Source organism: Cryptosporangium phraense (assembly GCF_006912135.1).
GTDB lineage: Bacteria > Actinomycetota > Actinomycetes > Mycobacteriales > Cryptosporangiaceae > Cryptosporangium > Cryptosporangium phraense.
Window position 1 is genome coordinate 1 of record NZ_VIRS01000062.1, and the last position, 21,125, is coordinate 21,125.

17 protein-coding genes and 1 pseudogene are annotated in these 21,125 nt (G+C 73.7%); 8 read left to right on the forward strand and 10 right to left on the reverse strand.

Features of this window, described 5'->3' with window-relative positions; translation table 11 throughout:
* The 3 genes and pseudogenes from FL583_RS38865 to FL583_RS38875 all read right to left on the reverse strand — a co-directional run.
* A pseudogene (locus tag FL583_RS38865) lies at positions 1–323 on the reverse strand (dienelactone hydrolase); the annotation flags it as partial.
* Positions 302–1,141 carry an alpha/beta hydrolase family protein gene (locus FL583_RS38870; protein ID WP_142709932.1) on the reverse strand — a complete coding sequence of 280 codons (840 nt, stop codon included), beginning with the start codon at positions 1,139–1,141 and terminating at the stop codon, positions 302–304. The pseudogene FL583_RS38865 and the gene FL583_RS38870, both read right to left, overlap by 22 nt.
* Positions 1,142–1,275: 134 nt before the next feature.
* Positions 1,276–1,881, reverse strand: coding sequence for a M23 family metallopeptidase (locus FL583_RS38875; RefSeq protein WP_205752847.1), 606 nt, complete (start codon positions 1,879–1,881; stop codon positions 1,276–1,278).
* Between the two features lie 213 nt (positions 1,882–2,094).
* Between FL583_RS38875 and FL583_RS38880 the strand changes: the two genes are divergently transcribed.
* On the forward strand, positions 2,095–3,447 hold the full coding sequence (locus FL583_RS38880; protein ID WP_142709947.1) for an MDR family MFS transporter: 1,353 nt from the start codon (positions 2,095–2,097) through the stop codon (positions 3,445–3,447).
* Positions 3,448–3,461: 14 nt separating this feature from the next.
* On the opposite strand, the gene FL583_RS38885 is transcribed toward FL583_RS38880, so the two are convergent.
* Together FL583_RS38885 and FL583_RS38890 are read right to left on the reverse strand one after the other, a co-directional pair.
* Positions 3,462–4,646 (reverse strand): NAD(P)/FAD-dependent oxidoreductase, encoded by a 1,185-nt coding sequence (locus FL583_RS38885; RefSeq protein ID WP_170324103.1) that lies wholly within the window; start codon positions 4,644–4,646, stop codon positions 3,462–3,464.
* A gap of 2 nt (positions 4,647–4,648) precedes the next feature.
* The gene (locus FL583_RS38890) at positions 4,649–5,200 is read right to left on the reverse strand and encodes an OsmC family protein (protein ID WP_142709935.1); all 552 of its coding nucleotides are present in this window, start codon (positions 5,198–5,200) and stop codon (positions 4,649–4,651) included.
* Between the two features lie 82 nt (positions 5,201–5,282).
* Between FL583_RS38890 and FL583_RS41345 the strand changes: the two genes are divergently transcribed.
* The 3 genes from FL583_RS41345 (at position 5,283) to FL583_RS40665 (ending at position 11,516) form a co-directional block, all read left to right on the forward strand.
* Positions 5,283–8,063: an ATP-binding protein gene (locus FL583_RS41345; protein ID WP_205752848.1), complete on the forward strand. Its 2,781-nt coding sequence runs from the start codon at positions 5,283–5,285 to the stop codon at positions 8,061–8,063.
* 40 nt (positions 8,064–8,103) lie between these two features.
* Positions 8,104–8,940 (forward strand): PIG-L family deacetylase, encoded by an 837-nt coding sequence (locus tag FL583_RS38900; protein ID WP_142709937.1) that lies wholly within the window; start codon positions 8,104–8,106, stop codon positions 8,938–8,940.
* A 1,301-nt stretch (positions 8,941–10,241) separates the two neighbouring features.
* Positions 10,242–11,516: an MFS transporter gene (locus FL583_RS40665; protein ID WP_170324104.1), complete on the forward strand. Its 1,275-nt coding sequence runs from the start codon at positions 10,242–10,244 to the stop codon at positions 11,514–11,516.
* Positions 11,517–11,608: 92 nt separating this feature from the next.
* On the opposite strand, the gene FL583_RS38910 is transcribed toward FL583_RS40665, so the two are convergent.
* Positions 11,609–12,907 (reverse strand): MFS transporter, encoded by a 1,299-nt coding sequence (locus FL583_RS38910; RefSeq protein ID WP_205752849.1) that lies wholly within the window; start codon positions 12,905–12,907, stop codon positions 11,609–11,611.
* 47 nt (positions 12,908–12,954) lie between these two features.
* Between FL583_RS38910 and FL583_RS38915 the strand changes: the two genes are divergently transcribed.
* The gene (locus FL583_RS38915) at positions 12,955–14,085 is read left to right on the forward strand and encodes an ROK family transcriptional regulator (RefSeq protein ID WP_142709940.1); all 1,131 of its coding nucleotides are present in this window, start codon (positions 12,955–12,957) and stop codon (positions 14,083–14,085) included.
* Here FL583_RS38915 and FL583_RS38920 read toward each other — a convergent pair.
* From FL583_RS38920 to FL583_RS38930, 3 genes are read right to left on the reverse strand one after another with little or no spacing between them, the layout of a single operon-like run.
* Positions 14,060–14,401, reverse strand: coding sequence for an STAS domain-containing protein (locus FL583_RS38920; protein WP_142709941.1), 342 nt, complete (start codon positions 14,399–14,401; stop codon positions 14,060–14,062). The two genes, FL583_RS38915 and FL583_RS38920, sit on opposite strands and share 26 nt — an antisense overlap.
* Positions 14,402–14,430: 29 nt before the next feature.
* Entirely contained in the window at positions 14,431–15,939 is a 1,509-nt protein-coding gene (locus FL583_RS38925) for an FAD-dependent oxidoreductase (RefSeq protein WP_142709942.1), read from the reverse strand.
* Positions 15,940–15,958: 19 nt separating this feature from the next.
* Positions 15,959–16,231 (reverse strand): hypothetical protein, encoded by a 273-nt coding sequence (locus FL583_RS38930; protein ID WP_142709943.1) that lies wholly within the window; start codon positions 16,229–16,231, stop codon positions 15,959–15,961.
* A 64-nt stretch (positions 16,232–16,295) separates the two neighbouring features.
* On the opposite strand from FL583_RS38930, the gene FL583_RS38935 reads away from it, so the two are divergent.
* Together FL583_RS38935 and FL583_RS38940 are read left to right on the forward strand one after the other, a co-directional pair.
* Positions 16,296–16,658 carry a PadR family transcriptional regulator gene (locus FL583_RS38935; RefSeq protein ID WP_142709944.1) on the forward strand — a complete coding sequence of 121 codons (363 nt, stop codon included), beginning with the start codon at positions 16,296–16,298 and terminating at the stop codon, positions 16,656–16,658.
* Positions 16,655–18,013, forward strand: a complete 1,359-nt coding sequence (locus FL583_RS38940; RefSeq protein WP_170324105.1) for a permease prefix domain 1-containing protein — start codon at positions 16,655–16,657, stop codon at positions 18,011–18,013. The genes FL583_RS38935 and FL583_RS38940 overlap by 4 nt, the downstream gene beginning before the upstream one ends.
* A gap of 10 nt (positions 18,014–18,023) precedes the next feature.
* Here the strand turns inward: FL583_RS38940 and FL583_RS38945 are convergent, their stop codons facing one another.
* Complete coding sequence (locus FL583_RS38945; protein ID WP_205752851.1) at positions 18,024–18,593, reverse strand: sugar O-acetyltransferase; 570 nt, start codon at positions 18,591–18,593, stop codon at positions 18,024–18,026.
* 90 nt (positions 18,594–18,683) lie between these two features.
* On the opposite strand from FL583_RS38945, the gene FL583_RS38950 reads away from it, so the two are divergent.
* The gene (locus FL583_RS38950) at positions 18,684–20,555 is read left to right on the forward strand and encodes a transglycosylase domain-containing protein (RefSeq protein ID WP_142709945.1); all 1,872 of its coding nucleotides are present in this window, start codon (positions 18,684–18,686) and stop codon (positions 20,553–20,555) included.
* The last annotated feature ends 570 nt before the right edge of the window (positions 20,556–21,125 follow it).

A 21,125-nucleotide genomic window follows, 5' to 3' on the forward strand; every position in this document is an offset into this window, starting at 1 on the left:
CGTTCGGCGCCGAGAGCTAGGACGGTGAAGGCGGCCCAGACGACGGGGAGCAGCCACCACCGGGGGCCGACCGGAATCGCGTAGTCCACGCCGAGGTGCAGCGGAACCGCGATCGCGGCCGCCGCGTACCCGATGAACAGGGGCAGCGTGACCACCGCCCGCCAGGAGAACGGCTCCGCCGACGCCGGCCCCCGCCAGAGCCGGTACGCGAGCAGCGCCCCTCCGACCTCGATCGCGAACGCGACCACGAACCCGGCGATCGCGATCGGCAGCCGCTCGGTCGGCGCCAGCGCGGCGACGATCAACCCGAGCACCGCCGCCACCGCCGTAACCCCAGCAGCGGAGGATCCAGCGCCAACCGAGGCCGGAGTCCCCGCGGCGGACCCAATACCAGGCGGACCAGCGGATACATCCCGATCAGGAACGCAAGGAGCAGCAGCCCGGCGCCGGCGGCCCGACGGAACGGCACCGGGGTCGGGGCGTCGGGCCCGAGCCACCGCGCGACTTCGCGATGAGTGCGAGGCGCGTACAGGATCGAGATGTGCTCGACGCCCGGCACGGTCACCACCGACCGGTCCCGCCCGTCTCCCGCCTCCCGCGCCACGGCCCGGAACTGCGGGAACTCCAGCCCGCCGACGAGCAGCAACAGGTGCTTCGGCCGGTCCGCCGGCAGGCCCGTCGCGTCCGGTAGCGAGATTGCGACGGTCGCGGCGATGTCGTCGTGGTCGGCGCCGTACCGGGTCACGGCGCCCGCCCCCATCGAGTGCCCGACCAGCGAGATCCGCGCCGGGTCGACGTCGGGCCGGCTGCGCAGATACGTCACCGCGACGTCGAGATCGTGCTGCAGGACGTCGTCGCCCGAGAGTTTCGCGGTGCTGGCGCCGTGCCCGGCGAAGTCGAGCAGCACCACGACGTACCCCCGGGAGGCGAGCGTGTCGCCGAACGGGGCCATCAGCCGGGCCGACCCGGCGAACCCGTGCGCGACGACGACGCCCGGGTGCCGAGCGCCCGAGGCCGGGCGGACCACGTCGAGCGGGACGCCGTCGACCGACGTGTGGGACCGGCGCAGGCCGACCCCGGCCCCGCCCACCAGCCAGATCCCGGCCGCGGCCAGCACGACAGCAACCACCGCCACCGCCACCGCCGCGACCCCCCGCGGGCGGGAGGGCGCGCCCGACGGCGCGGGCCCGCCGCCCGGCGGGGCAGGCCGGCCCGGGGGCGGCGCGTCTGGCAGGGTGGGCCGGCTCGGGGGCGGCGCGGCCGCGCGCCGGAACCTCAGCAATTGCGGCTCGTCCGGTGCACGGTGTACTCCCGGTCGTCGGTCGTGATACCGGACGGGGCGCCGCCGAAGTACGCCTCGACCTTCTCCCATCCCCGGCGCTGCTCGTAGTGGAGGTGCGGGGCGCCGGAGTTCCCCGTACTCCCGAGCCGCCCGAGCTGCTGACCCCGCTCGACGCGCTGCCCCTCCCGCACGAGCGGCGGCTCGAGCAGGTGCAGGTATTGCGTCTCCCACTTTCCGCCGTGGTCGATCTTCACCCAGTAGCCGCCGCCGGTGCCGCGGGGTCCGTCCGGATTGCTGGGTGTCCGTTCCCCCAGCGTGCCGTTGATGCCGGCGACCGTGACCGTGCCGCCGAAGGACGCGAGCACCGGACGTCCCCAGGAGGCGCCGTCGAGCGGGAAGAAGTCGACGTCGTAGTCGTCGTGGCCCGGGTAGGTGCCGAGCTGCCACGTCTCGCCGCAGGCAACCGGCATCTGGAACGCCGGCCGCGGGCCGGGCTCCCGCAGGACCGGCCGCAGAACGAGAACCGCGACGACGAGGACCGCGGCCAACGTGAGAAAGACGGCGACGCCACGGGCGCGGCGGCGGCGTGCGGTCGTCACGCCGACGAGCATGTCAGAACCCCGCCACCGGAGCGGGCGCGGTCTGGGCTTGTTATTTTGAGCTCAGGCTCGACCCCGGCGGCGGCCCCGGCGGGCGGCTCTGCTCCTTCTCGCCTACGGTCGAGGTTGATCGGCACAACGAGTGGAGCGCCTGTGAGTGGGACGACCGTGAGCGTCGGTTTGCGCTCGGATCGCGGGCCGGTGCTGCTCGCGATGATGCTGTCCACGGCCCTGATCGCGCTCGACTCGACGATTCTCGCGACCGCGGTCCCCTCGATCGTGAAGGACGTCGGTGGCTTCGCCGCGTTCCCGTGGCTCTTCTCGGTGTATCTGCTGGCCCAAGCCGTCACCGTGCCGGTCTACGGCAAGCTCGCCGACCTGTTCGGGCGCAAGCCGATCATGCTCGCCGGCATCGGGCTGTTCCTGCTCGGCTCGATCCTGTGCAGTCTGGCCTGGAGCATGGGCGCGCTGATCGCGTTCCGGGTCATCCAGGGCCTCGGCGCGGGCGCGATCGCCCCGATGACGATGACGATCGCCGGCGACATCTACACGACCGAGGAGCGCGCGAAGGCCCAGGGCTACATCGCCAGCATGTGGGGCGTCGCCTCGGTCGTCGGGCCGACGCTGGGCGGGGTGTTCAGCGAGTACACGTCCTGGCGATGGATCTTCCTGGTCAACGTCCCGCTGTGCCTGATCGCGGCGGCGATGGTGGCGCGCAACTTCCGCGAGCGGGTCGAGCGCTCGGCCCCCACGATCGACTACACCGGGGCCGCGCTGCTCACCGGCGGTCTGACCCTGCTGATCCTCGCGCTGCTCGAGGGCGGCGAGCTCTGGTCGTGGGGGTCGCCGGCGAGCCTGGCCAGCTTCGGGATCGGCATCGGTCTGCTGGCCGGGTTCATCGCCGTCGAGCGCACCGCCCGGGAGCCGGTCCTCCCGCTGTGGGTCTTCCGGCGCCGCCTGCTGGTCAGCAGTGGCATCGGCTCCGCGGCGATCGGCGCCGTCGTGCTCGGCCTCACGTCCTACATTCCGACGTACGTGCAGGAGGTCCTCGGCTCCGGCCCGCTCGTCGCGGGCTTCGCCCTGGCGACGCTGTCGATCGGCTGGCCGATCGCCGCGTCCCAGTCGGGCCGGATCTACCTGCGGGTCGGCTTCCGCGTCTGTGCCTTGATCGGGACGTCGATCGCGCTGGTGGGTTCGCTCCTGCTCCTCCTGCTGGACGAGCACACGCCCGTGCTCCAGGTGGCGGCGACGTGCCTGCTCATCGGCGTCGGCATGGGTCTGACGAACAGCCCGACGCTGATCGCGGCCCAGTCGAGCGTCGGCTGGCACGAGCGGGGGGTCGTCACCGCGAACAACCTGTTCATGCGGTCGATGGGCAGCGCGGTCGGCATCGCGGTGTTCGGCGCGATCGCCAACGGCGTGCTCGGCGACGGCGACCGGACCCCGGAGAAGCTCACCGACGCCGTCCAGCACATAGTCGTCGTGATCGTCGGCCTCTCCGTACTGCTCCTCCTGGCCGCCGCCGCGCTCCCCCGCACGTCCCCAGAGCCCGTGACCACCCAATAACCACGCACTGGAGCTCAGGCGGGCGTTTGCCGCCAAGAGCCCGCTATCCGGCCTGCTTTGACGTTGACAAGCCCGCAATCCGAAGGACCGAGCGCGTTCATCGCGTCGCTCATCGCCCGGGTGAGTGGGCGGATGGTCGCGGCCGACCAGCGGTAGCCGACGATCTCGTCGGAGAGGGCGAGCAGCGGGAGCGCGTTCCGGTCGCGGGCCTGCTCGTAGGCGTCGAACGCGGTCCGCTCGTCGTCGCCGTCGCGGAGCGCGGCGAGCGCGGCGCAGGACAGGAGCTCGGCGTCGCGTAGCGCGTCGGTCAGGCCGTGGGAGCTGATCGGGTCCTTGTAGGACCCGGCGTCACCGACCAGCGCCCAGCCCGGTCCCCAGGCCTGCCGGAGGTGACCCGGGGAGCCGGGGAACGTGCGCACGACGCTCTCCAGGGTGCCGGCCGCGAGGCGCTCGGCCATGCTCGGTGACGCGGCCGACAGCAGGTTCCAGAAGGCGGTCCAGCCGCCGCGGCCGACGCGCTCCGGCGTGGAGCCGGCGAACGCGCAGAGCAGGCCGTCGTTGGTGGGGATGAACCCGGCGGTCGCGCCGGGGCGGTAGGCCCATTCGTAGCCGTCGAACGGGATCCCCGACCAGTAGCCGTAGACGCCCGACCCGCCGAACCGGCCGGAGTGCCGGAGCGCGGCCCCGGCCGCGCGGGCCACCGTCGAGCGGCGGCCGTCGGCCCCGACGACGAGCCGGGCCCGCAGCGACTCGGCCGGTCCGCGGCCGGTCCGGGCCCGGACGCCGACGACCCGACCACCGGGAGCGTGCTCCAGGCCGACCACGTCGACGCCGTACCGGACCTCGACCCCGGCCGCGATCGCCGCGTCGACCAGCAGGCGGTCGAGCACGGTCCGGCGGGGCGCGTAGAGCGCGTCGACGCCCGGAGTCGGACGGACCGGCAGCCCGACGTTCCCGTCGGCGTAGGCGAACCGGACCTGCTCGATCGGCGGGGTGCCGGCCGCCTTCACCGCGTCGAGCACGCACAGCCGGTCGAGCTGCCGGACCCCACCGCGCATCAGCGCGTGGGTGGAGAGCGTGTCGCTGCCGTAGCGCCCGTGGTCGACGACCAGCACCGACAGGCCGGCCCGGGCCAGCCGGAGCGCGGTCGAGGCACCGGCCGCCCGGGCGCCGACCACGACGACGTCGTATCGGTCCACGGTCAGCCCGCGTCCACGTCGACGTGCACCGGAACGCCGTTGGTGAGCACGTCGAGCACCGCCGACCGGGCGCTGGAGCGCTGGACGACGTCGCGGAGCGCGTCGGGGTCGTCGCCGCGCAGGCGGAAGCTGATCGCGATCCGCGAGTACCCGTTCCGCACGCCCTCGTCGAGGCCGAGGATGCCGAGCAGGTCGATGTCGCCCTCCACGGTGGACGACACCTCGGTCAGCGTGACGCCGCGGGCCGCCGCGATGTTCGCGATGCCGCCGGTGAGGCAGGCGGCCAGCGCGTGCAGCAGCATCTCCGGGCCGGTCGGCCCGTGGTCGGCGCCGGTGAGGATGGCCGGGTGGTCGGAGTCGTAGGTGTGGGGCCGGGTGTGGGTGAGCTCCTGGCCGGCGCCGGCGAAGCCGTGGATCGTCGAGCGGTTGTGGGTGCCGGAGATCCAGGTGTTCGTGGCCCGGAAGCGGAACTGGGCGATCTCGCGGTTGGCGTCGACCGCGTCGATCGTGGCGAACAGGGCGGCGGTGTCGACGCCGTTCTCAGTCGTTGTCATGGTTCCACTGTCGGGCCGGGCCGGCGGGAGGGCATCCGTGTGCGCCACGGATACCCGCGTCTCCGTGGTGCACACTGGGGCGGTGGAGCTCACCGCGCGGGAGGCGGAGGTCCTCGCGCTGCTGCGCGACCGGCTGACGAACGCCGAGATCGCCGGGCAGCTGTACGTGTCGGTGCGGACCGTGGAGAGCCACGTGTCGGCGCTGCTGCGCAAGCTCGGGGTCGCCGATCGGCGGGCGTTGGCGCGGCTGGCCCCGGTGGGGGTCGGTTCGGGGGCGGCGCGGCCCTCGCTACCGCAACCGTTGACGCCGTTCGTCGGGCGGGTGCGGGAGCTGTCTTCGCTGACCGCGGCCGTGCGCGCGAACCGGCTGGTGACCTTGACCGGGCCGGGCGGGGTCGGGAAGACGCGGCTGGCGGTGGCGGCGGCGCAGCAGGTGGCCGGGTCGTACCCGGCCGGGGCCACGTTCGTGGATCTGGTGCGGGTCGTCGATCCGTCGATGGTGGTGGCGGCGGTCGCGGACGCGGTCGGGGTTCCCGAGCGGGCCGGGGTCAACCGCGAGCAGGCCCTGCTCGCGGCGCTGGCCACGCACGACGGGGTGCTCGTCGTCGACAACTGCGAGCACGTCGTGGACGGCGTCCGCTCGTGCGTGGAACGGTTGCTGACCGCCTGTCCGTCGGTTCGGGTGCTCGCCACCAGCCGGCTCCGGCTGATGCTTCCGTTCGAGACCGTGTTTCCGGTTCCCGGTCTTTCTTTCGACGGGGACGCTACTGAGCTGTTCACCGCGCGGATGGTGGCGGCCGGCGCGTCGTCGCCGGTGGACGGGGAGCGGGCGACGGTGGCGGCGGTCTGCCGGGCGCTGGACGGGATGGCGCTGGCGATCGAGCTGGCCGCGGCCCGGGTGCCGGCGATCGGGCTCGACGGGCTGGCGGGGGCGCATCTACCGCTCTTGAGCTCTGGGCACCGGAGCTCCGAGCACCGGAGCTCCGGGCAGCGGAGCGATCATCGGCATCGGTCGTTGCGGGCGACGATCGACTGGAGTTACGAACTGCTCGACGAGGAGGAGCGGTTCGCGTTGCGGGCGGCGGCGGTGTTCGCGTCGCGGTTCGACGTGTCGTCGTTGTCGGTGGTGATGGGGCGTTCCCGGGCCGAGACGCTGGGGATCGTCGGAAGGCTGGTGGACTGGAACCTGCTGACGGCCCGGCCGGGCCCGGTGACGACCTATCGGATGCTGGAGACGATCCGGCAGTACGCGACGTCGGTGGCGGAGGCGGGCGAGGAGGGGGCGTGGCTGCGGGGGCGTCATCTGGAGTGGGCGTCGTCGCGGTTGTCTTCTCTTTTCTCCTCGGCCTCCTCCTCGGCTTCGGAGGAGTGGTGTGCGGCGGTGGACTCGGTGCTGGACGACGCCCGGGCCGCGTTGCGGTGGGCGGAGAGTGTTCCACTGGCCGTGCTGATCGCGGACGTGTCGTATCAGCGGGGGCGGCCGGGTGAGGCGCAGGAGCGGTACACGCAGGCGGCCGGGTGGGCGTCGGATCCGGCCGAGCGGCGGCGGTTGCTGCGGTGGGCGGCGGGGGCGGCGGCTTCCCGGAACGTGGGGGCGGATGCCGTCGATCTGCTGTTGCGGGCCGGTCTGGAGTCCTCGGAGGGTGGCGCTGAGGATCTGGCTCTGGCGGTGATGTACCAGTACCGGTGTCCGGGGATCATCGGACGGCCGGTGGACGTGGACGAGGTGGAGGAGCAGCGCGCGCGGGCGCATCGGGTGAGCGCGGGCGAGGCGCAGGCCGAGCTGGTGGGCGCGGGCGAGGCGCGAGCCGAGGCGGCGCGGGCGCAGGGGGCGGGCGCGGGCGAGGCGCACGCCGAGCTGGTGGGCGCGGGCGGGGCGCGCGTCGCGGCGGCGCTGGCCATGGCCGACGGGTGGGCGCCCGGGAGCGCGGCCCGCTCCCGCGAGCACACCGACACCGCGATGCGCCTGGCCCGCGAGGTCGGCGACCCGGTGCTGCAGAGCATGGTCTACGACCAGCTCATCGCACTCGAGATGGCCGAGGCCGACCTGGGAGCGGCCCTCGACGCGGTGCGGGCCCGATCCGCGGCGATGGACGGCCTGCCGATCGACGCCCTCACCGGTTTCGAGTTCTTCGACGGGTTCCACATGGCGTCGCACCTGTTCCTGGCGGTCGGCGACCTCCCGGAGGCGCGCCGCTGCGCCGACGCCGTGACCGCGCTGCCGTTCTACCGCGAGGAGCGGCACATCGGGCTGGCCCGCCGGGTCGAGGTCGACACGCTGGCCGGCAACTTCCACACGGTGGCCGAGTACGGCGACCGGATCGAGCACGACTGGACCCGGGCCGGCCGGCCGGTGGCCAGCAACCTCGGGGTCAGCGCGTACTGCGTGGCGGCCGCGCACGGCATGCGCGGGGATCTGGCCGCCCAGGAGCACTGGACCGAGATCACCCGGGCGCTGCTCGGGGCGTACCCGCGCCATCTCGTCCAGCGGGTCGGCTGGGTGCCCGCGCTCGACGCGCTGGTGGCCCTGCACCACGGCGACCCGGAGGCCGCGCTGGCCCGGCTCGAGGTGGCGCCGGACGCGGTCGAGGGCTGGAGCGATCCGAACATGATCCTGTGGAGGACCTGGTACGCGGCGTCCTGGGCCGAGGCGTCGGTGCTGGCGGGGGTGCCGGACGCTGCGTCGCGGGTGGCGCGGGCGGCGGAGGTGGCTCGTCTCAACCCGATCGCGTCGGCGGTGATCGAGCGCGCCAGGGCGTTGCTGGAGGGGGACGTTTCGGGGTTCGCGGAGCTGGCGCGGCGGTTCGCCGAGGCGTCGTGCCCGTACCAGCGGGACCGGACGGAACTGCTGGCCAGGGGGTAGCTGGCGGCGAAACGTCGGAGGGCGTGCTTAGGGTTGGGGCATGATCGATCGACCGTTGGTCCTGCTGGCCGTGCACGCCCACCCGGACGACGAGGTGACGGGCACCGGCGGCGTGCTCGCCCGGTACGCCGCCGAGGGCGTCACCACCGTCGTCGTCACCTGCACCGACGGTCGCTGCGGCGACGGGCCGAACGGCGTCAAACCCGGCGAACCGGGGCACGACCCCGAGGCCGTCGCCGCCACCCGGTCGGCGGAACTCGACGCGAGCGTCGCCGAGCTGAAGGTCACGCACCTGGAGCGGCTCGGGTACCACGACTCCGGGATGATGGGCTGGCCGACGAACGACGCCCCGGGCTCGTTCTGGAGCACGCCGGTCCCCGAGGCCGCCGAGAAGCTCGCCGCGCTGCTGCGCCAGTACCGGCCCGACGTCGTTCTCACCTACGACGAGATCGGCGGCTACGGGCACCCCGACCACATCCAGGTCAACCGGGTCACGATGGCCGCGCTCGACCGGCTCGACGACCCGCCGGCCAAGGTCTACTGGAACACGATTCCGCTGTCGTGGGTGGAGAGCATCGCCGAGCGCATGCGCGAGATCGGCCAGGAGTGGGAGGAGCCGGAGCCGGACGAGAACGGCGAGCGGCCGGTCATGGGCCTGCCCGACGACCAGATCACGACCTGGATCGACACCGGCGAGTACGCCGACCAGAAGTACGACGCGCTGTCCCACCACGCGAGCCAGGGCGACGGCGCGTTCTTCATCAACCTGGGCAAGGAGCGGTTCGGTGAGCTGATGCGGATGGAGACGTTCCTGCGGGTGCGCGACACGACCGATGCGCCGGTGCCGGAGGACGACCTGTTCGCCGGCTTGCGCTGAGGGGCCTCGACCTGACCGGACGCGAACACCCACAGCCGGCCGAGCCACCGGCCGATCCACCGGCCGAGGCGCCGACCGAGGGGCCGGCCGATCCGCCGGGGCCGGGGCCCGCAGGGCCGAGCGCTGGGCCCCGGAGCATCACGGGGCCACCGGCCAGGGGATCCGGGGCCACAGGATCCGGGGCAACGGGATCCGAGGCCACGGGATCCGAGGCCACGGAATCCGGAGCCACGGAATCCGGAGCCACGGAATCCGGAGCCACGGAATCCGGGGCCACGGAATCCGGGGCCATGGGGCCAGGAGCCACCGTGCCTGGCGCTGCGGGTCTGGCTGCGCCGTCCGGCCCTGCGGGCCAAGGAACCACGGGGCCGGTAGCCACGCCAGCCGGCGATGCGGGTTCGGCAGCCCCCGGGCCATGGGCGGTGCACCCGGCCGCGGGGTCGGAACCCCGCAGAGAGTCCGTCTCGCCGGGGGCCGGCGAGGAAATAGCCGCGGGTGGGAGCGTCTCGCCATCGCGATCCACAGCTGCGCGGCCCGGGCGGCCGGGAGCGGCACCGGCGCAAGGTGCACCGTCAGAGGCCGTGCCATCGGAGGCCGCTCCGTCGGAAGCCAGACCGTCGGAGGCTGCACTCCCGGATGCCGCACCCTCGGCGGCTCCACCGGGGAAGGCCGCGCCGTCGGAGGCCGCACCCTCGGAAGCCGCACTCCCGGACGCCGCACCCCCGGACGCCGCACCCCCGGGGGCCGCACCCCCGGGGGCCGCACCCCCGGGGGCCGCACCGCCGGGAGCCGTTGCGGGGAGGTCTGACTGCGTGGAAGGCGCGCCACCCACGGCCACAGCGCCCGAAGCCGCGTCGGCGAGCGCCGAGCAGTCGGCCGGGGCACACCTTGCGGCAGCGCCATCGAAGCCTGCGGCGGCGCGGGCCGCGCGGCCCAAAGCTGCACCGCCGGAAACCGCACCGCCGGAAGCCGCACCCTCGGGAGCCGCACCGCCAGAAGCCGTTGCGGGGAGGCCTGGCTGCGTGGAAGGCACGCCACCCACGGCCGCAACACCCGAAGCCGCGTCGGCGCGCGCCGAGCAGTCGGCAGAAGCACACCTTGCGGCAGCGCCATCGAAGCCCGCGCGGGCACGGGCTGCGCGGCCCGAAGCTGCGCGGCCCGAAGCTGCGCGGCCCGAAGCTGCGCGGCCCGAAGCTGCGCGGCCCGAAGCTGCGCGGCCCGCAGCCACACCGCCGGGGGCTGCACCGCCGGAAGCCGCACCGCGGGGAGCTGCGCCGCGGGGAGCTGCGTCGGTGGGGAGGGTGTCGCGGACGGCTTCGGCGGTGGGCGCGCGGGCGGGGAGTTGGCGGCTGACGGCTCCGGCGGTCCTCATCACCGCCTGGGGCGGCAACCACTACTCGCCGCTGCTGTTGCTGTACCGGGAGGTCGACGGGTACAGCGCGGTCGAGGTCAACGCCTTCTTCGCCTTCTACGTACTCGGGCTGGTGCCGGGGTTCCTGTTCGCCGGCCCGTTGTCCGACCGGTACGGGCGCCGGAAGCTCGTCGTGGCCGCGCTGGTGCTGGGGATCGTCGGCAGCGTGATCCTGGCCGCGGGCAGCGCGACCGTGGCCTGGATGTGCGTGGGGCGGCTGGTCAGCGGGGTCAGCGTGGCGGTCGCGATGGTGGCCGGCACCAGCTGGATCAAGGAACTGTCGCAGCACGACGCCGACCCGGCGACTCGGGCTCGGCGGGCTTCACTGACTCTGACGGCGGGGTTCGGGCTCGGGGCCGGGGTGTCGGGGGTGCTGGCCCAGTGGGGGCCGGCTCCGACCGTGCTGCCGTACGCGCTGCAGATCGCGTTGTCAGCGGCAGCGCTCCCCTGGCTGCTGCGCAGCCCGGAAACCCGCCCGACGAACACCCACACGACGAAAACCCCGGCGACCGGCACCCCAGCGAGCGGCACCCCAGCGACCGGCACCCGGGGCATCGCTCCGGCGCTCATCCGAGACCTGCGAGTCCCCCGATCCGGGCGGCGGCGGTTCTGGGGCGTTGTGGTACCGCTGGCGCCTTGGGTGTTCGCGGCTCCGTCGCTCGCGTTCGTGGTGGCTCCGGCGCTGGTGGCCGCGCAGGTCAGAGACGTTCGGATCGGGTTCGCGGCGCTGCTCGCGGTCATCACGCTCTGTGTCGGCGCCGGGGTGCAGCCGTTTGTTCCCTGGATCGGGCGGCTGACCGGCGGGCGGGCCGGGGTCGCCGGGCTCGGCGCGATCGTGGTCGGTTCCGTCGTGCTCGCGGTGTGCGCGCGGATGGAATCCCCCGGGCTGGTCGTCGCCGACTCGGTGCTGTTCGGGCTCGGATACGGGGTGTGCATCGTGTGCGGACTGGTCGAAGTCCAGGCCATGGCCGATCCGGCCGCGCTGGCCGGCCTCACCGGGATCTACTACTCGCTGACGTACATCGGCTTCACGTTCCCGGTCGCCCTCGCGGCCCTAGCCGCTCACACGTCCTACGCGGTGCTCCTCGCGGTGGTCGCCGCGGTCTGCGCCGCCTGCGCGCTCACCGTCGCGGCCGGCCTCCGCCGCCCACCGGCCCACGCCTGATCTCCGCCACCCACCGGCCCCGCCTGATCCACCGCCACCCACCGGCCCGCGCCTGATCCTCCGGCGGCTCAGCCCCCGGAGAACCCCGACGGTCAGGCGGCGGCGTCTCTCGGCTCCTGTCGGGCCGGGAGCGGGTCGGGCAGCGCGGTCGACAGGCGGGGCGGGAACGCGGTCGGAGACAACCGCACCACCACCAGCGCGACCCCAGCCAGCACGGCCGCGAGCAGCGGCAACGCGCCGAGCCAGCCCGCCCGCACGAACCGCTCCCCGAGCAGCGACCCACCGCCGATCCCGATCTGGAACGCCACCACGTACACCGCCGACGCCGCATCGGCGGCCCTCGGCGCCACCCGCAGGATCGCCGCCTGGAGGATCACCGGCGTCGCGGTCATGGCCCCGCCCCAGGCCAGCACCGCCACCACGGTCGGCACCGTCCCGAGCACCGGGACCAGCAGCGCCAGCGCCACGACCATCACCGCGATCAGCAGGCTCAGCAGCCCGCCCGGGCGCCGGTCCACCCACCGACCGATGAACCAGTTCCCGATCAGCCCGGCCACCCCGAAGCCGAGCAGCAGCGCGCTCAGGCCCGCGCCTTCGAGACCCGCGTCCCGGCGCACCAGCGGCGCCAGGTACGTGTAGGCCGCGAACAGCCCGATCATCAGCACCGCGGTCGTCAGGCACACCGCCGCGACCCCGCGGTTGCGCAGCACCCCGACCGCCTCCCGCATCGTCCCCGCCAGCCCCCGCGCCCCACCCGCAAAACCCATGTCCGCGTCCCCCACGTCCCCCGCCCCCGCACGACCGGCGCCCACGGCGCCCGCCGACCCCCCACGCTCCGCGTCCAGCTTCGGCAACAACGCGAAGATCGCCGCCACACACACCGCCCCCAGCACCGCGAGCACCGCCAGCACGACCCGCCACCCGAGCCACTGCCCCAGCGCCGTCCCCACCGGCACCCCGAGCACGATCGCCAGCGAGTTCCCGAGAAACACCAGCGCGATCGCCCGCCCACCCTGCGACGGCGGCACCAGCCTGGCCGCGACCGGGGCGATCGTCGCCCAGAAGACGCCGTGCGCCAGCGCGCACAGCAGCCTCGACACGATCAGCACCCCGAACGTCGGCGCCACCGCCGCCGCCAGCTGCGAGACCGCGAACGCGGCCACGGTCAGCGCGATCAGCCCCCGCCGCGGGAACCGCATCGTGAGCGCGGTCAGCGGGATCGACGTCAGCCCGGCCACCGCCGCGTAGCTGGTCACGAGCAGGCCGACGGCGGCCTCGTCGACCGAGAGCCCGTCGGCGATCTCCGGCAGCAACCCGATCGGGATCGTCTCAGCCGTGACGTACACGAACGTGGACGCGCCGAGCGCGGCCAAAGCGGCACGATGATTCACCGGAACAGAATAAGCTCGCCGTCTGAGCAAAAAGAAGGGAGCGGCGTGTGACAACCCGCTCGGCCCAGCTCCTGCGGCTGGTCCACGCCCGGCCGGGCATCACCCGCGCCGAGGCCGCCCGCCTGCTCGGCGTCAGCACGGGCGCGGCCACCGAGCTGGTCGGCCGGCTCACCGCGGCCGAGGTCCTCACCGAGGGTCCGGCCGCGCCGAGCGGCGCGCGCGGCCGTCCCACGACCGTCCTGCTCCCGCACCCGGCCGGTCCGCTGGTCGCGGCCGCGTCCATCACCTCCGAGAACTTCCAGGTCGACGTCGTAGAGCTGGGCGGAACGGTGGTCGGCAGCGTCTCGGCGAACCACGGCGACCGCGACCCGGCCCCGGTGTTGGCCGCGGTCACCGACGCGATCCGCGCCCTGACTCCGGAGAACACCCGCCTCCGGGGCGTCGGGATCGCGATCACCGGGCCGGTCTCCCGCGACCAGCGGGTCGACTCGTCCGGGCTCGGCTGGCACGGCGTCGACCTCCGACCACTGAAAGGCGAGGCCGACGTCTTCGTCGCCGGAAACGACGCGATGCTGGCGGCGGCGGCCGAATCCGGACGCGGAGCCGCGGCCGAAGCGTCGATCGCGCTGCACGTCCGGGTCGCGGCCGGCATCGGCGGCGGGATCATCGCCGGCGGGCGCATCGTGACCGGGGCGCTCGGCGCGGCCGGCGAATTCGGCCACCTCCCGTTCGGTGACCCGCGCCGGCGCTGCTCGTGCGGCGCGTCCGGCTGCTGGGGCAACGAGGTCGACGGCACCGCGCTGGCCCGCCTGCTCGGACGTCCGGCTCCTCCGGACCCGATCGCCTACGCCCGGCGGGTCATCGCGTCCGACGACGCGGACGCCAGAGCCGCCACCCGGACGGTCGCGGCCGAGCTCGGGCGGGGAATCGCGGGGCTGGTCAACGGGCTCGACCCGGACCTGGTGACGGTCGGCGGCCTCGGCGTCGAGCTGCTGGAGGCCGCGCCGGACGCGGTGCAGAATGCCTATCGCGACGGGCTGATGACGTTCCGGCGCGGCAGCGCCCCGCCGGTCGTGGCGGCCGCGCTGGGCGACGACGGCCCGATAGTCGGTGCGGCCGAGGAGGCCTGGGGCCTGGTCCTCGACGAGGTGGTCAGCCGGCTTCGCGGTCCGGCGTGACCTCGAACACCTGGTCGAGGCCGGTCAGCGTCATCGGCCGGCGCACGACGTTCGGCGGCGACACCACGCGCAGCCAGCCGCCGCGCTCCACCGCTTCCTGGTGCAGCCCGACCAGCCGGCCGAGGCTCGTGGAGTCCACGAACGTCAGCGCGGCGGCATCGACGATGACGTTGCGGTAGCCCTCGTCGAGCGCGTCGTGCAGCTCGGCCAGGAGCGCCTCGTCGGCCAGGGCAGTCCAGTCACCGGCAACCGTCGCGGTGACCGTCTGACCGTCGGGGTGCCGATGCACGTCATGGGTCAACGAGTCCTCGGTCATGGCCCATCCATCGCCACCCGAGGGGCAATTCAAACGTTCCCGGACAGGTGCCTCACGGCCAGTGACGCGAACACCATCGCGGTTCCCAGCGGGACGCCCGGCGCCGGGTAGACCGCCCCGACGACGCTCGCCGACGCGTTACCGGACGCGTACAGTCCGTCGATCACCGAGCCGTCCGGACGCAGCACCCGGCCGTGCGCGTCGGTGACCAGGCCGCCCTTGGTACCGAGGTCGGAGAGCACGAACCGGGCCGCGGTGAACGGCGGGGTGTCGAGCGGCACCAGCGTCGGCCCGCCGGTGAAGAACGTGTCGTATTCGTCCCGGTCCCGGCCGAAGTCGGGGTCGACGCCGTCGGCCGCGAACCCGTTGAACCGGTCGACGGTCGCGGCCAGCGCCGGGCCGTCGACGCCCATCGCGGCGGCAAGTTCGCCGATCGTGCCGGCCCGCACCCAGGTGCCCGCGGCCAGGTGCTCGGCCTCGTCGCCCTCGGGCATCGCGATCGCCGGCAGACGCCCGCCCTCCCGACCGTCGAAAACGAACCAGGACGGGACCCGCCGCGACGGATCCGCGGCCATCTCGCGGCCGAACCGGTCGTACGGGAGGCATTCGTTCGCGTAGCGAACGCCGGTGGCATCGACGATCAGCCCGCTGCGGACGCCGAGCGCGAACGAGCCGCGGCCGTCGGGCTGGAGCGGACCGGGGCAGAACCAGCCCTGGTCGAGCAGCGCGGTGTCGGCGCCGAGCGACCGGGCGGCCTGGATCGGCTCGCCGGTGTTGGTGCCGGCCGGGGCCATCGTCCAGGCGGCCTGGCCGGGCACGCCGGAGCGGGTGCGCAGCGACTGCTCGCCCTCGAAGCCACCGGACGCGAGCAGTACCCCGCGACGGGCGTGCAGCTCCACCGAGGCGCCGTCAACCGTAGCGACCACCCCGGTCACGCGGCCGCCGTCGGTGAGCAGCCCGGCCACCCGGTGCCCGGTGCGAACCGTGCCGCCGTCGCGGAACACCAGAGCCAGCAGCCGCCCGATCAGCGCCTGCCCGCCGGTCAGCGTCCGCCGCCCGGCCAGCCCGGCCCGGTCCTGCTCCACCGGCGGACGCACGAGCGCCGCGGCCGCCTCCGGTAACGCGTCGCGGCGGATCTTCACCGGCTGGATCGACCGCCCCATCGGGACGCGGCCAGGGGCGTCGAAGTACTCCGGGAACGGCAGCCACTCGAATTCGAAGCCGGGGTCGGCCTCCAGCTCGGCGACCAGCTCCGGCGCGTGGGCCAGGAACGCCTCGACGCGGTCCTTGTCGGGCGCCTCGAGCAGGTGCCCGAGGTACTCCCGGGCCGACTCGGTGGAATCCGCGTTGCCGGCTCGCTGCTGGACGGCGCTGCCGGGTAGCCAGCACGCGCCGCCGGAATAGGCCGAGGTACCGCCGCAGCGGTCGGTCTTCTCCAGCACCACGACCGAGAGACCGGCTTTCGCGGCCAGCGCCGCTCCGGTCAGCGCTCCCCCGCCGGAGCCCACCACGATGAGGTCGAACGTGTCGTCAGCCACCGGAAAACTGTAACGCGTTCTAGCTGGATAAGTTTCCGTCCAGGAAATGCTCGGCCAGGTCGGGCCGGGCGGTCAGGACGGCGAGCGTGGTCAGCGCACGAAACAGCGCGATCGCCTCGGGCGACAGGCCGTCGCACGCCTCGCGCCGCGCCGAGGCCAGCCCGTCGAAGCGGGCGTTGCGGCGGGCCTGGTCGAACGTCTCGTGGAAGTCCTCGGCCCGGCGGACCACTTCCAGCGTCGTCGCGTAATCCATCACGTCGAGACAGAGCGTCGTCCGGCGGCCCTGATACACGGCCCTTGATACCTAGAGCTACTATGCCTACCACTGCAATGTATAGAGCTTCTAGGGAGGACGGATGCGCCTCACGAAAGACCTCGTCGCCGCGTCGGCGACACCGCTGGTCCTGGGGATACTCGCCGACGGCGACAGCTACGGCTACGCGATCCTGAAGCAGGTCAACGAGCTGTCCGGCGGCGAGATCGAGTGGACCGACGGGCTGCTCTACCCGCTGCTGCACCGCCTCGAGCGCGTCGGTCACGTCGAGTCGGCCTGGGAGACGCCGCCCGGCGGGCGTCGTCGGAAGTACTACCGGATCACCGGTCAGGGCCGGGCCGAGCTGGCCGAGCAGCGGCGCCAGTGGACCACGGTCGTCGAGACGCTGCGCGGGGTCTGGGAGATCGCTCCCCTGCCCCGGCCGGCCTGGGAGGCAGGGCTGTGACCGTGAGCAACGACAGCGAGCTCGAGGAGCAGATCGCCGGGTGGCGGGCCTACGTCGAACGTCGGCCGGAGATCCACGGCGGCGACGCCGACGAGCTCGAGGACCACCTCCGGAGCCGGATCACCGAGCTGACCGACGCCGGCCTGCAGGAGGACGAGGCGTTCCTCATCGCGGTGAAGCGGATGGGCACGCTCGACGACGTCTCCCGGGAGTTCGCGCGGGAGCACTCCGAGCGGCTGTGGAAGCAGCTCGTCCTCCCGGCCGAGCCCGACGCCCCGACCGTGGCCCGCTCCCGGCGCGAGTTGCCGGTCGCGCTGTTCTGCGCGGTGCTCGCCGCGCTGGCGGTGAAGGCACCGGCGCTGTTCGGGGTCGGGCTCGGCGGCTTCTACGCGCGGAACCTGGGCCTGTTCGTGCTCGCGCCGCTGGCCGGCTACTTCGTCTGGCAGCGCCGGGTGTCGCCGCGGGTCGTCGCGGTGCTCACCGGCCTGTTCGTTCTCGGCGCGGTCTTCGCGAACGTCTACCCGCTGGACGACGACTCGCAGAGCGTCGTGCTGACCGCGCTCCACCTGCCGCTCGCGCTGTGGCTGGTCGTGGGCGTCGCGTACGTCGGCGGCGAGTGGCTCTCGGCGCAGCGGCGGATGGACTTCATCCGCTTCACCGGCGAGTGGGCGATCTACTACGTCCTGCTGGCGCTGGGTGGCGGGGTGCTGACCGGGATCACGGTCAACGTGTTCTCGGCGATCGGCGTGAACACGGACGACTTCGTCGGATCCTGGCTGGTGCCGTGCGGTGCGGCCGGGGCGGTCGTGGTCGCGGCCTGGCTGGTCGAGGCCAAGCAGAGCGTCATCGAGAACATGGCGCCGGTGCTGACCCGGGTGTTCACCCCGCTGTTCGCGGTCGCGCTGCTCGCATTCCTGGTCGCGTTCGTGGTGTCGGGGCACGGCATCGACGTCGACCGGGACGTGCTGATCCTGTTCGACGTGCTGCTCGTCCTGGTGCTGGGGCTGCTGCTCTACGCGATCTCGGCCCGCGACCCGCTGGCCCGGGCCGGGCTGTTCGACCGGGTCCAGCTGGGGCTGGTGATCAGCGCGCTGCTGATCGACGCCCTGGTGCTGGTCGCGATCACCGGCCGGATCACCGAATTCGGGTTCACCCCGAACAAGACCGCGGCCCTGGGCGAGAACCTCGTCCTGCTGGCGAACCTGGCCTGGTCGGCCTGGCTGTTCTTCGGGTTCGTGCGTAACCGGGCGCCGTTCGCCCGGCTGGAGCGCTGGCAGACCGGGTACGTGCTGGTCTACGCGGCCTGGGCCTGGGTGGTGGTGCTGGTGTTCCCGCCGATCTTCGGCTTCCGCTGAGTCAGGTGAGTCAGTAGACCGACCGGATCACCCGGGCGGGATTACCGACAGCGACGGCGCCGGCCGGGATGTCACGCGTGACGACCGCGCCGGCACCGATCACCGCGTCGTCGCCGATCGAGACACCGGGGCAGACGATGACCCCGCCGCCCAGCCAGACGGTGTTGCCGATCGTGATCGCCTCGCCGGACTGCCAGCCCTCCCGGCGGACCGCCGGGTCCATCGGGTGGGTGGCGGTGAGCAGCTGGACCCCGGGGCCGATCTGGCAGTCGTCGCCGATCGTGATCGGCGCGTTGTCGAGCGCGGTGAGCCCGAAGTTGGCGAAGACCCGTGAACCGACGTGCACGTTCCAGCCGTAATCGCAGTAGAACGGCGGGCGGATGTAGGTGTCGTCGCCCAGGCTGCCGAGGAGGTCGCGGAGGATGACGCTCGCCCCGGCCAGGTCCTGCGGATCGAACTCGTTGTACTGGCGCATCAATCCCATCGCGCGCAGCAAATCGCCCCGCACGTCACCGTCGGTTCGGAAAAGATCACCGGCGAGCATGCGCTCGCGCTGCGACGGCGCAGAGTCGATCGTCATGATCGAAAACCTAGCGCACACAGTGGACGCTATTGTTTCGCGCGCGTGGCGTCGCTGGTCACAGGCCACAGACACGGGGACGGGTTACGGATGACACTCGATCAACCTCAGGCTGTAACGCGCTCAGGAGACGCACCGGCCCCTCCGCCGGGCCCGGGCGACGGCACCGGCGCGCCGGAGGCGCCCCGCCGCCGGCGCGGGTTGATCGGGCTCGTCATCGTCGTGGTGACGCTCCTCGTGGTAGGTGCGGGTGGGAGTTGGGCGGTGTACGCGCGCACCGACCTGCCCGCGATCCCGTCGCTCAGCGAGACCGCCCGGATCCAATACTCGGACGGGCGGACGTTCGCGACGTTCGCCACCGAGGATCGGACGTCCGTACCGCTCGGGTCGGTGCCGAAGGCCGTGCAGGACGCCGTCGTCGCCGCCCAGGACCCGGACTTCCGCGACGGCGGTAGCACTCTGGGCGCGCTCGCCCGGGCCGCCGGCACCCTGGTCACCGGGCCGGACGACCACCCGTCGATCGCCGAGCAGTACGTGCGCACGGTGCTGTTCTACGGACGAGGGCGCCTCGATCGGGCCCGCTCGGTGATCGCCGCCCAGAAGCTGCGGAATTCCCTGACCACGGACGAGATCCTGAAGGCCTACCTGAACACGATGTACTTCGGGCGCGGGGCCTGGGGGGTCCAGGCCGCGTCCCAGGCCTACTTCCACGTCGACGTGCCGAAGCTGACCGTCGCGCAGGGCGCGGTGCTCGCCGCGCTGCTCGACGACCCGACGCACGGCGACCCGGTCAACGACGAGGCGACCGCGAAGCGCCGCTGGAACTCGGTGCTCGACGCGATGGTGAAGAAGGATTTCCTCAGCTCGGCCGACCGGAAAGCGCTGGTGTACCCGGTCGTGAACGTCAGGCCCGCGCCGACCGGAAGCTGGCGGGCCGGCGCGACCGGCGTGCTCGGCAACCGGATCGAGCGCGAGCTCGAGTCGACGGTCGGCCTCACCGCGCAGCAGATCAACACCGGCGGGTACATCGTGCGAACCACGATCGACCCGACGTTCCAGAGCGCGCTCGAGAGCTCGGTCCGGGCGGCCCTGAAGGGCCACCGCGAGCTGGAGGGTTCGGCCGTGGTGATCGATCCGTCCACCGGCGCGGTCCGCGCCTACTACGGCGGCGACCGCGGCTACGGCAACCTCGACCTCGCGTCGTCCCAGGCCCCGCGTCCGGCCGGCCCGTCGTTCGAACCGCTCGTCGTGGCCGCCGCGGTCAGCGCTGGCTACCGCGCCGATTCGCTCGCGGCCGCGGTGCGGCAGTCGTCCGCGTCCGTGTTTTCGAAACTGACGACGACGGTCGGGCCGTCGCGCGTCGCGACGGTCGCTCGGGCCGCCGGAATCCGCCAGCTGGACGGCCGGCCGGTCGATCAGGCGAAGGTCGACCCGGCGATCGGGCTCGGGCGGTACTCGGTGTCGACGATCGACCAGGCGTCGGCGTACGCGACGGTCGCGAACTACGGCGGGTACCACGAGCCGTACTTCGTCGCCTCGGTGCTGGATCCGGCCGGGAGGGTGGTCTGGGACCACGAGTCGCACAGTCCGGCGCCCGGGACCGCCTGGCCGAAGGACGTCGGCCGGGACGTGTCGTCGGTCCTGCAGCAGGAGTACCAGGCCGACCCGGCGGTCCGGATCGACCGCCCGGCCGCGGTCAAGACCGGCGGCCAGCACTACGGCGGGACGTCGGACTCGTGGCTCGGCGGGTACACGCCGCAGCTCGCGGCCGCGATCTGGGTCGGGACGACGGATACGAAGCCGGTGCCGCCGGCCGAGCGCTCGGCCGGCCGGATCGACGTGCGCGGGGCGGGGGTGCCGGGAGTGATTTGGCGGGCGTTCATGCCGAAAGCGCTGCGAGGCGCGCCGGTGGAGAGGTTCTTGCCGGCGGCCGGCGTTGGCACGAAGGGTGCCCCGAGGTAGCGGTTGGTGGTCGGTCGTCGGGTCGGCCCGGGGAGGGCCGGCTCGACGACGACGGCGGGGGCCGGGGCCCGCTCAGGCCGGAGCCCGCTCAGGCCGGAGCCCGCTCAGGCCGGAGCCCGCTCGGGCCGGGGCCGGCTCGGGCCGGGGCCGGGGCCAGCCGGGGCCGGGGCCGGGGCCAGCTCGGGAAGGGCCGGGGCCAGCTCGGGCCGGGGCCGGCTCAGCGAGCGCGGGGGTGAAGCCGGCTCGGTGACGGCGGGCGGCGGCGGGCGCAGGGCCGCCGGGCGCAAGGGGCACCTTTCCGGCCCAGCTCACCTCCAGCAACCCACCCCGCGGCCTACTGGCTTCCCCCGCGCCACCTCCGACGTAGGCACCCCGGGCCCGGCACCACCGCATCCGACTCCCCCGGCCGGACCTTCCCTGGCCACCCGACTTCCCCCGCCGCCCAACTTCCCCAGCTGCACCGCCACCCGGCTGGGCCGCCACCCCAGCCATCCCAGCTGCCCCAGCCATCCCGGCCGGCCGGCCCGGCGACCCCGGCTGGGCCGCCACCCCGGCTGGGCCGCCACCCCG

Coding starts and splice junctions, on each gene's coding strand:
- FL583_RS38880 (WP_142709947.1), top strand. CDS start 2,095: ATGATGCTGTCCACGGCCCTGATCGCGCTCGACTCGACGATTCTCGCG.
- FL583_RS38890 (WP_142709935.1), bottom strand. CDS start 5,200: ATGACAACGACTGAGAACGGCGTCGACACCGCCGCCCTGTTCGCCACG.
- FL583_RS38900 (WP_142709937.1), top strand. CDS start 8,104: ATGATCGATCGACCGTTGGTCCTGCTGGCCGTGCACGCCCACCCGGAC.
- FL583_RS38920 (WP_142709941.1), bottom strand. CDS start 14,401: ATGACCGAGGACTCGTTGACCCATGACGTGCATCGGCACCCCGACGGT.
- FL583_RS38935 (WP_142709944.1), top strand. CDS start 16,296: ATGCGCCTCACGAAAGACCTCGTCGCCGCGTCGGCGACACCGCTGGTC.
- FL583_RS38945 (WP_205752851.1), bottom strand. CDS start 18,593: ATGACGATCGACTCTGCGCCGTCGCAGCGCGAGCGCATGCTCGCCGGT.
- FL583_RS38950 (WP_142709945.1), top strand. CDS start 18,684: ATGACACTCGATCAACCTCAGGCTGTAACGCGCTCAGGAGACGCACCG.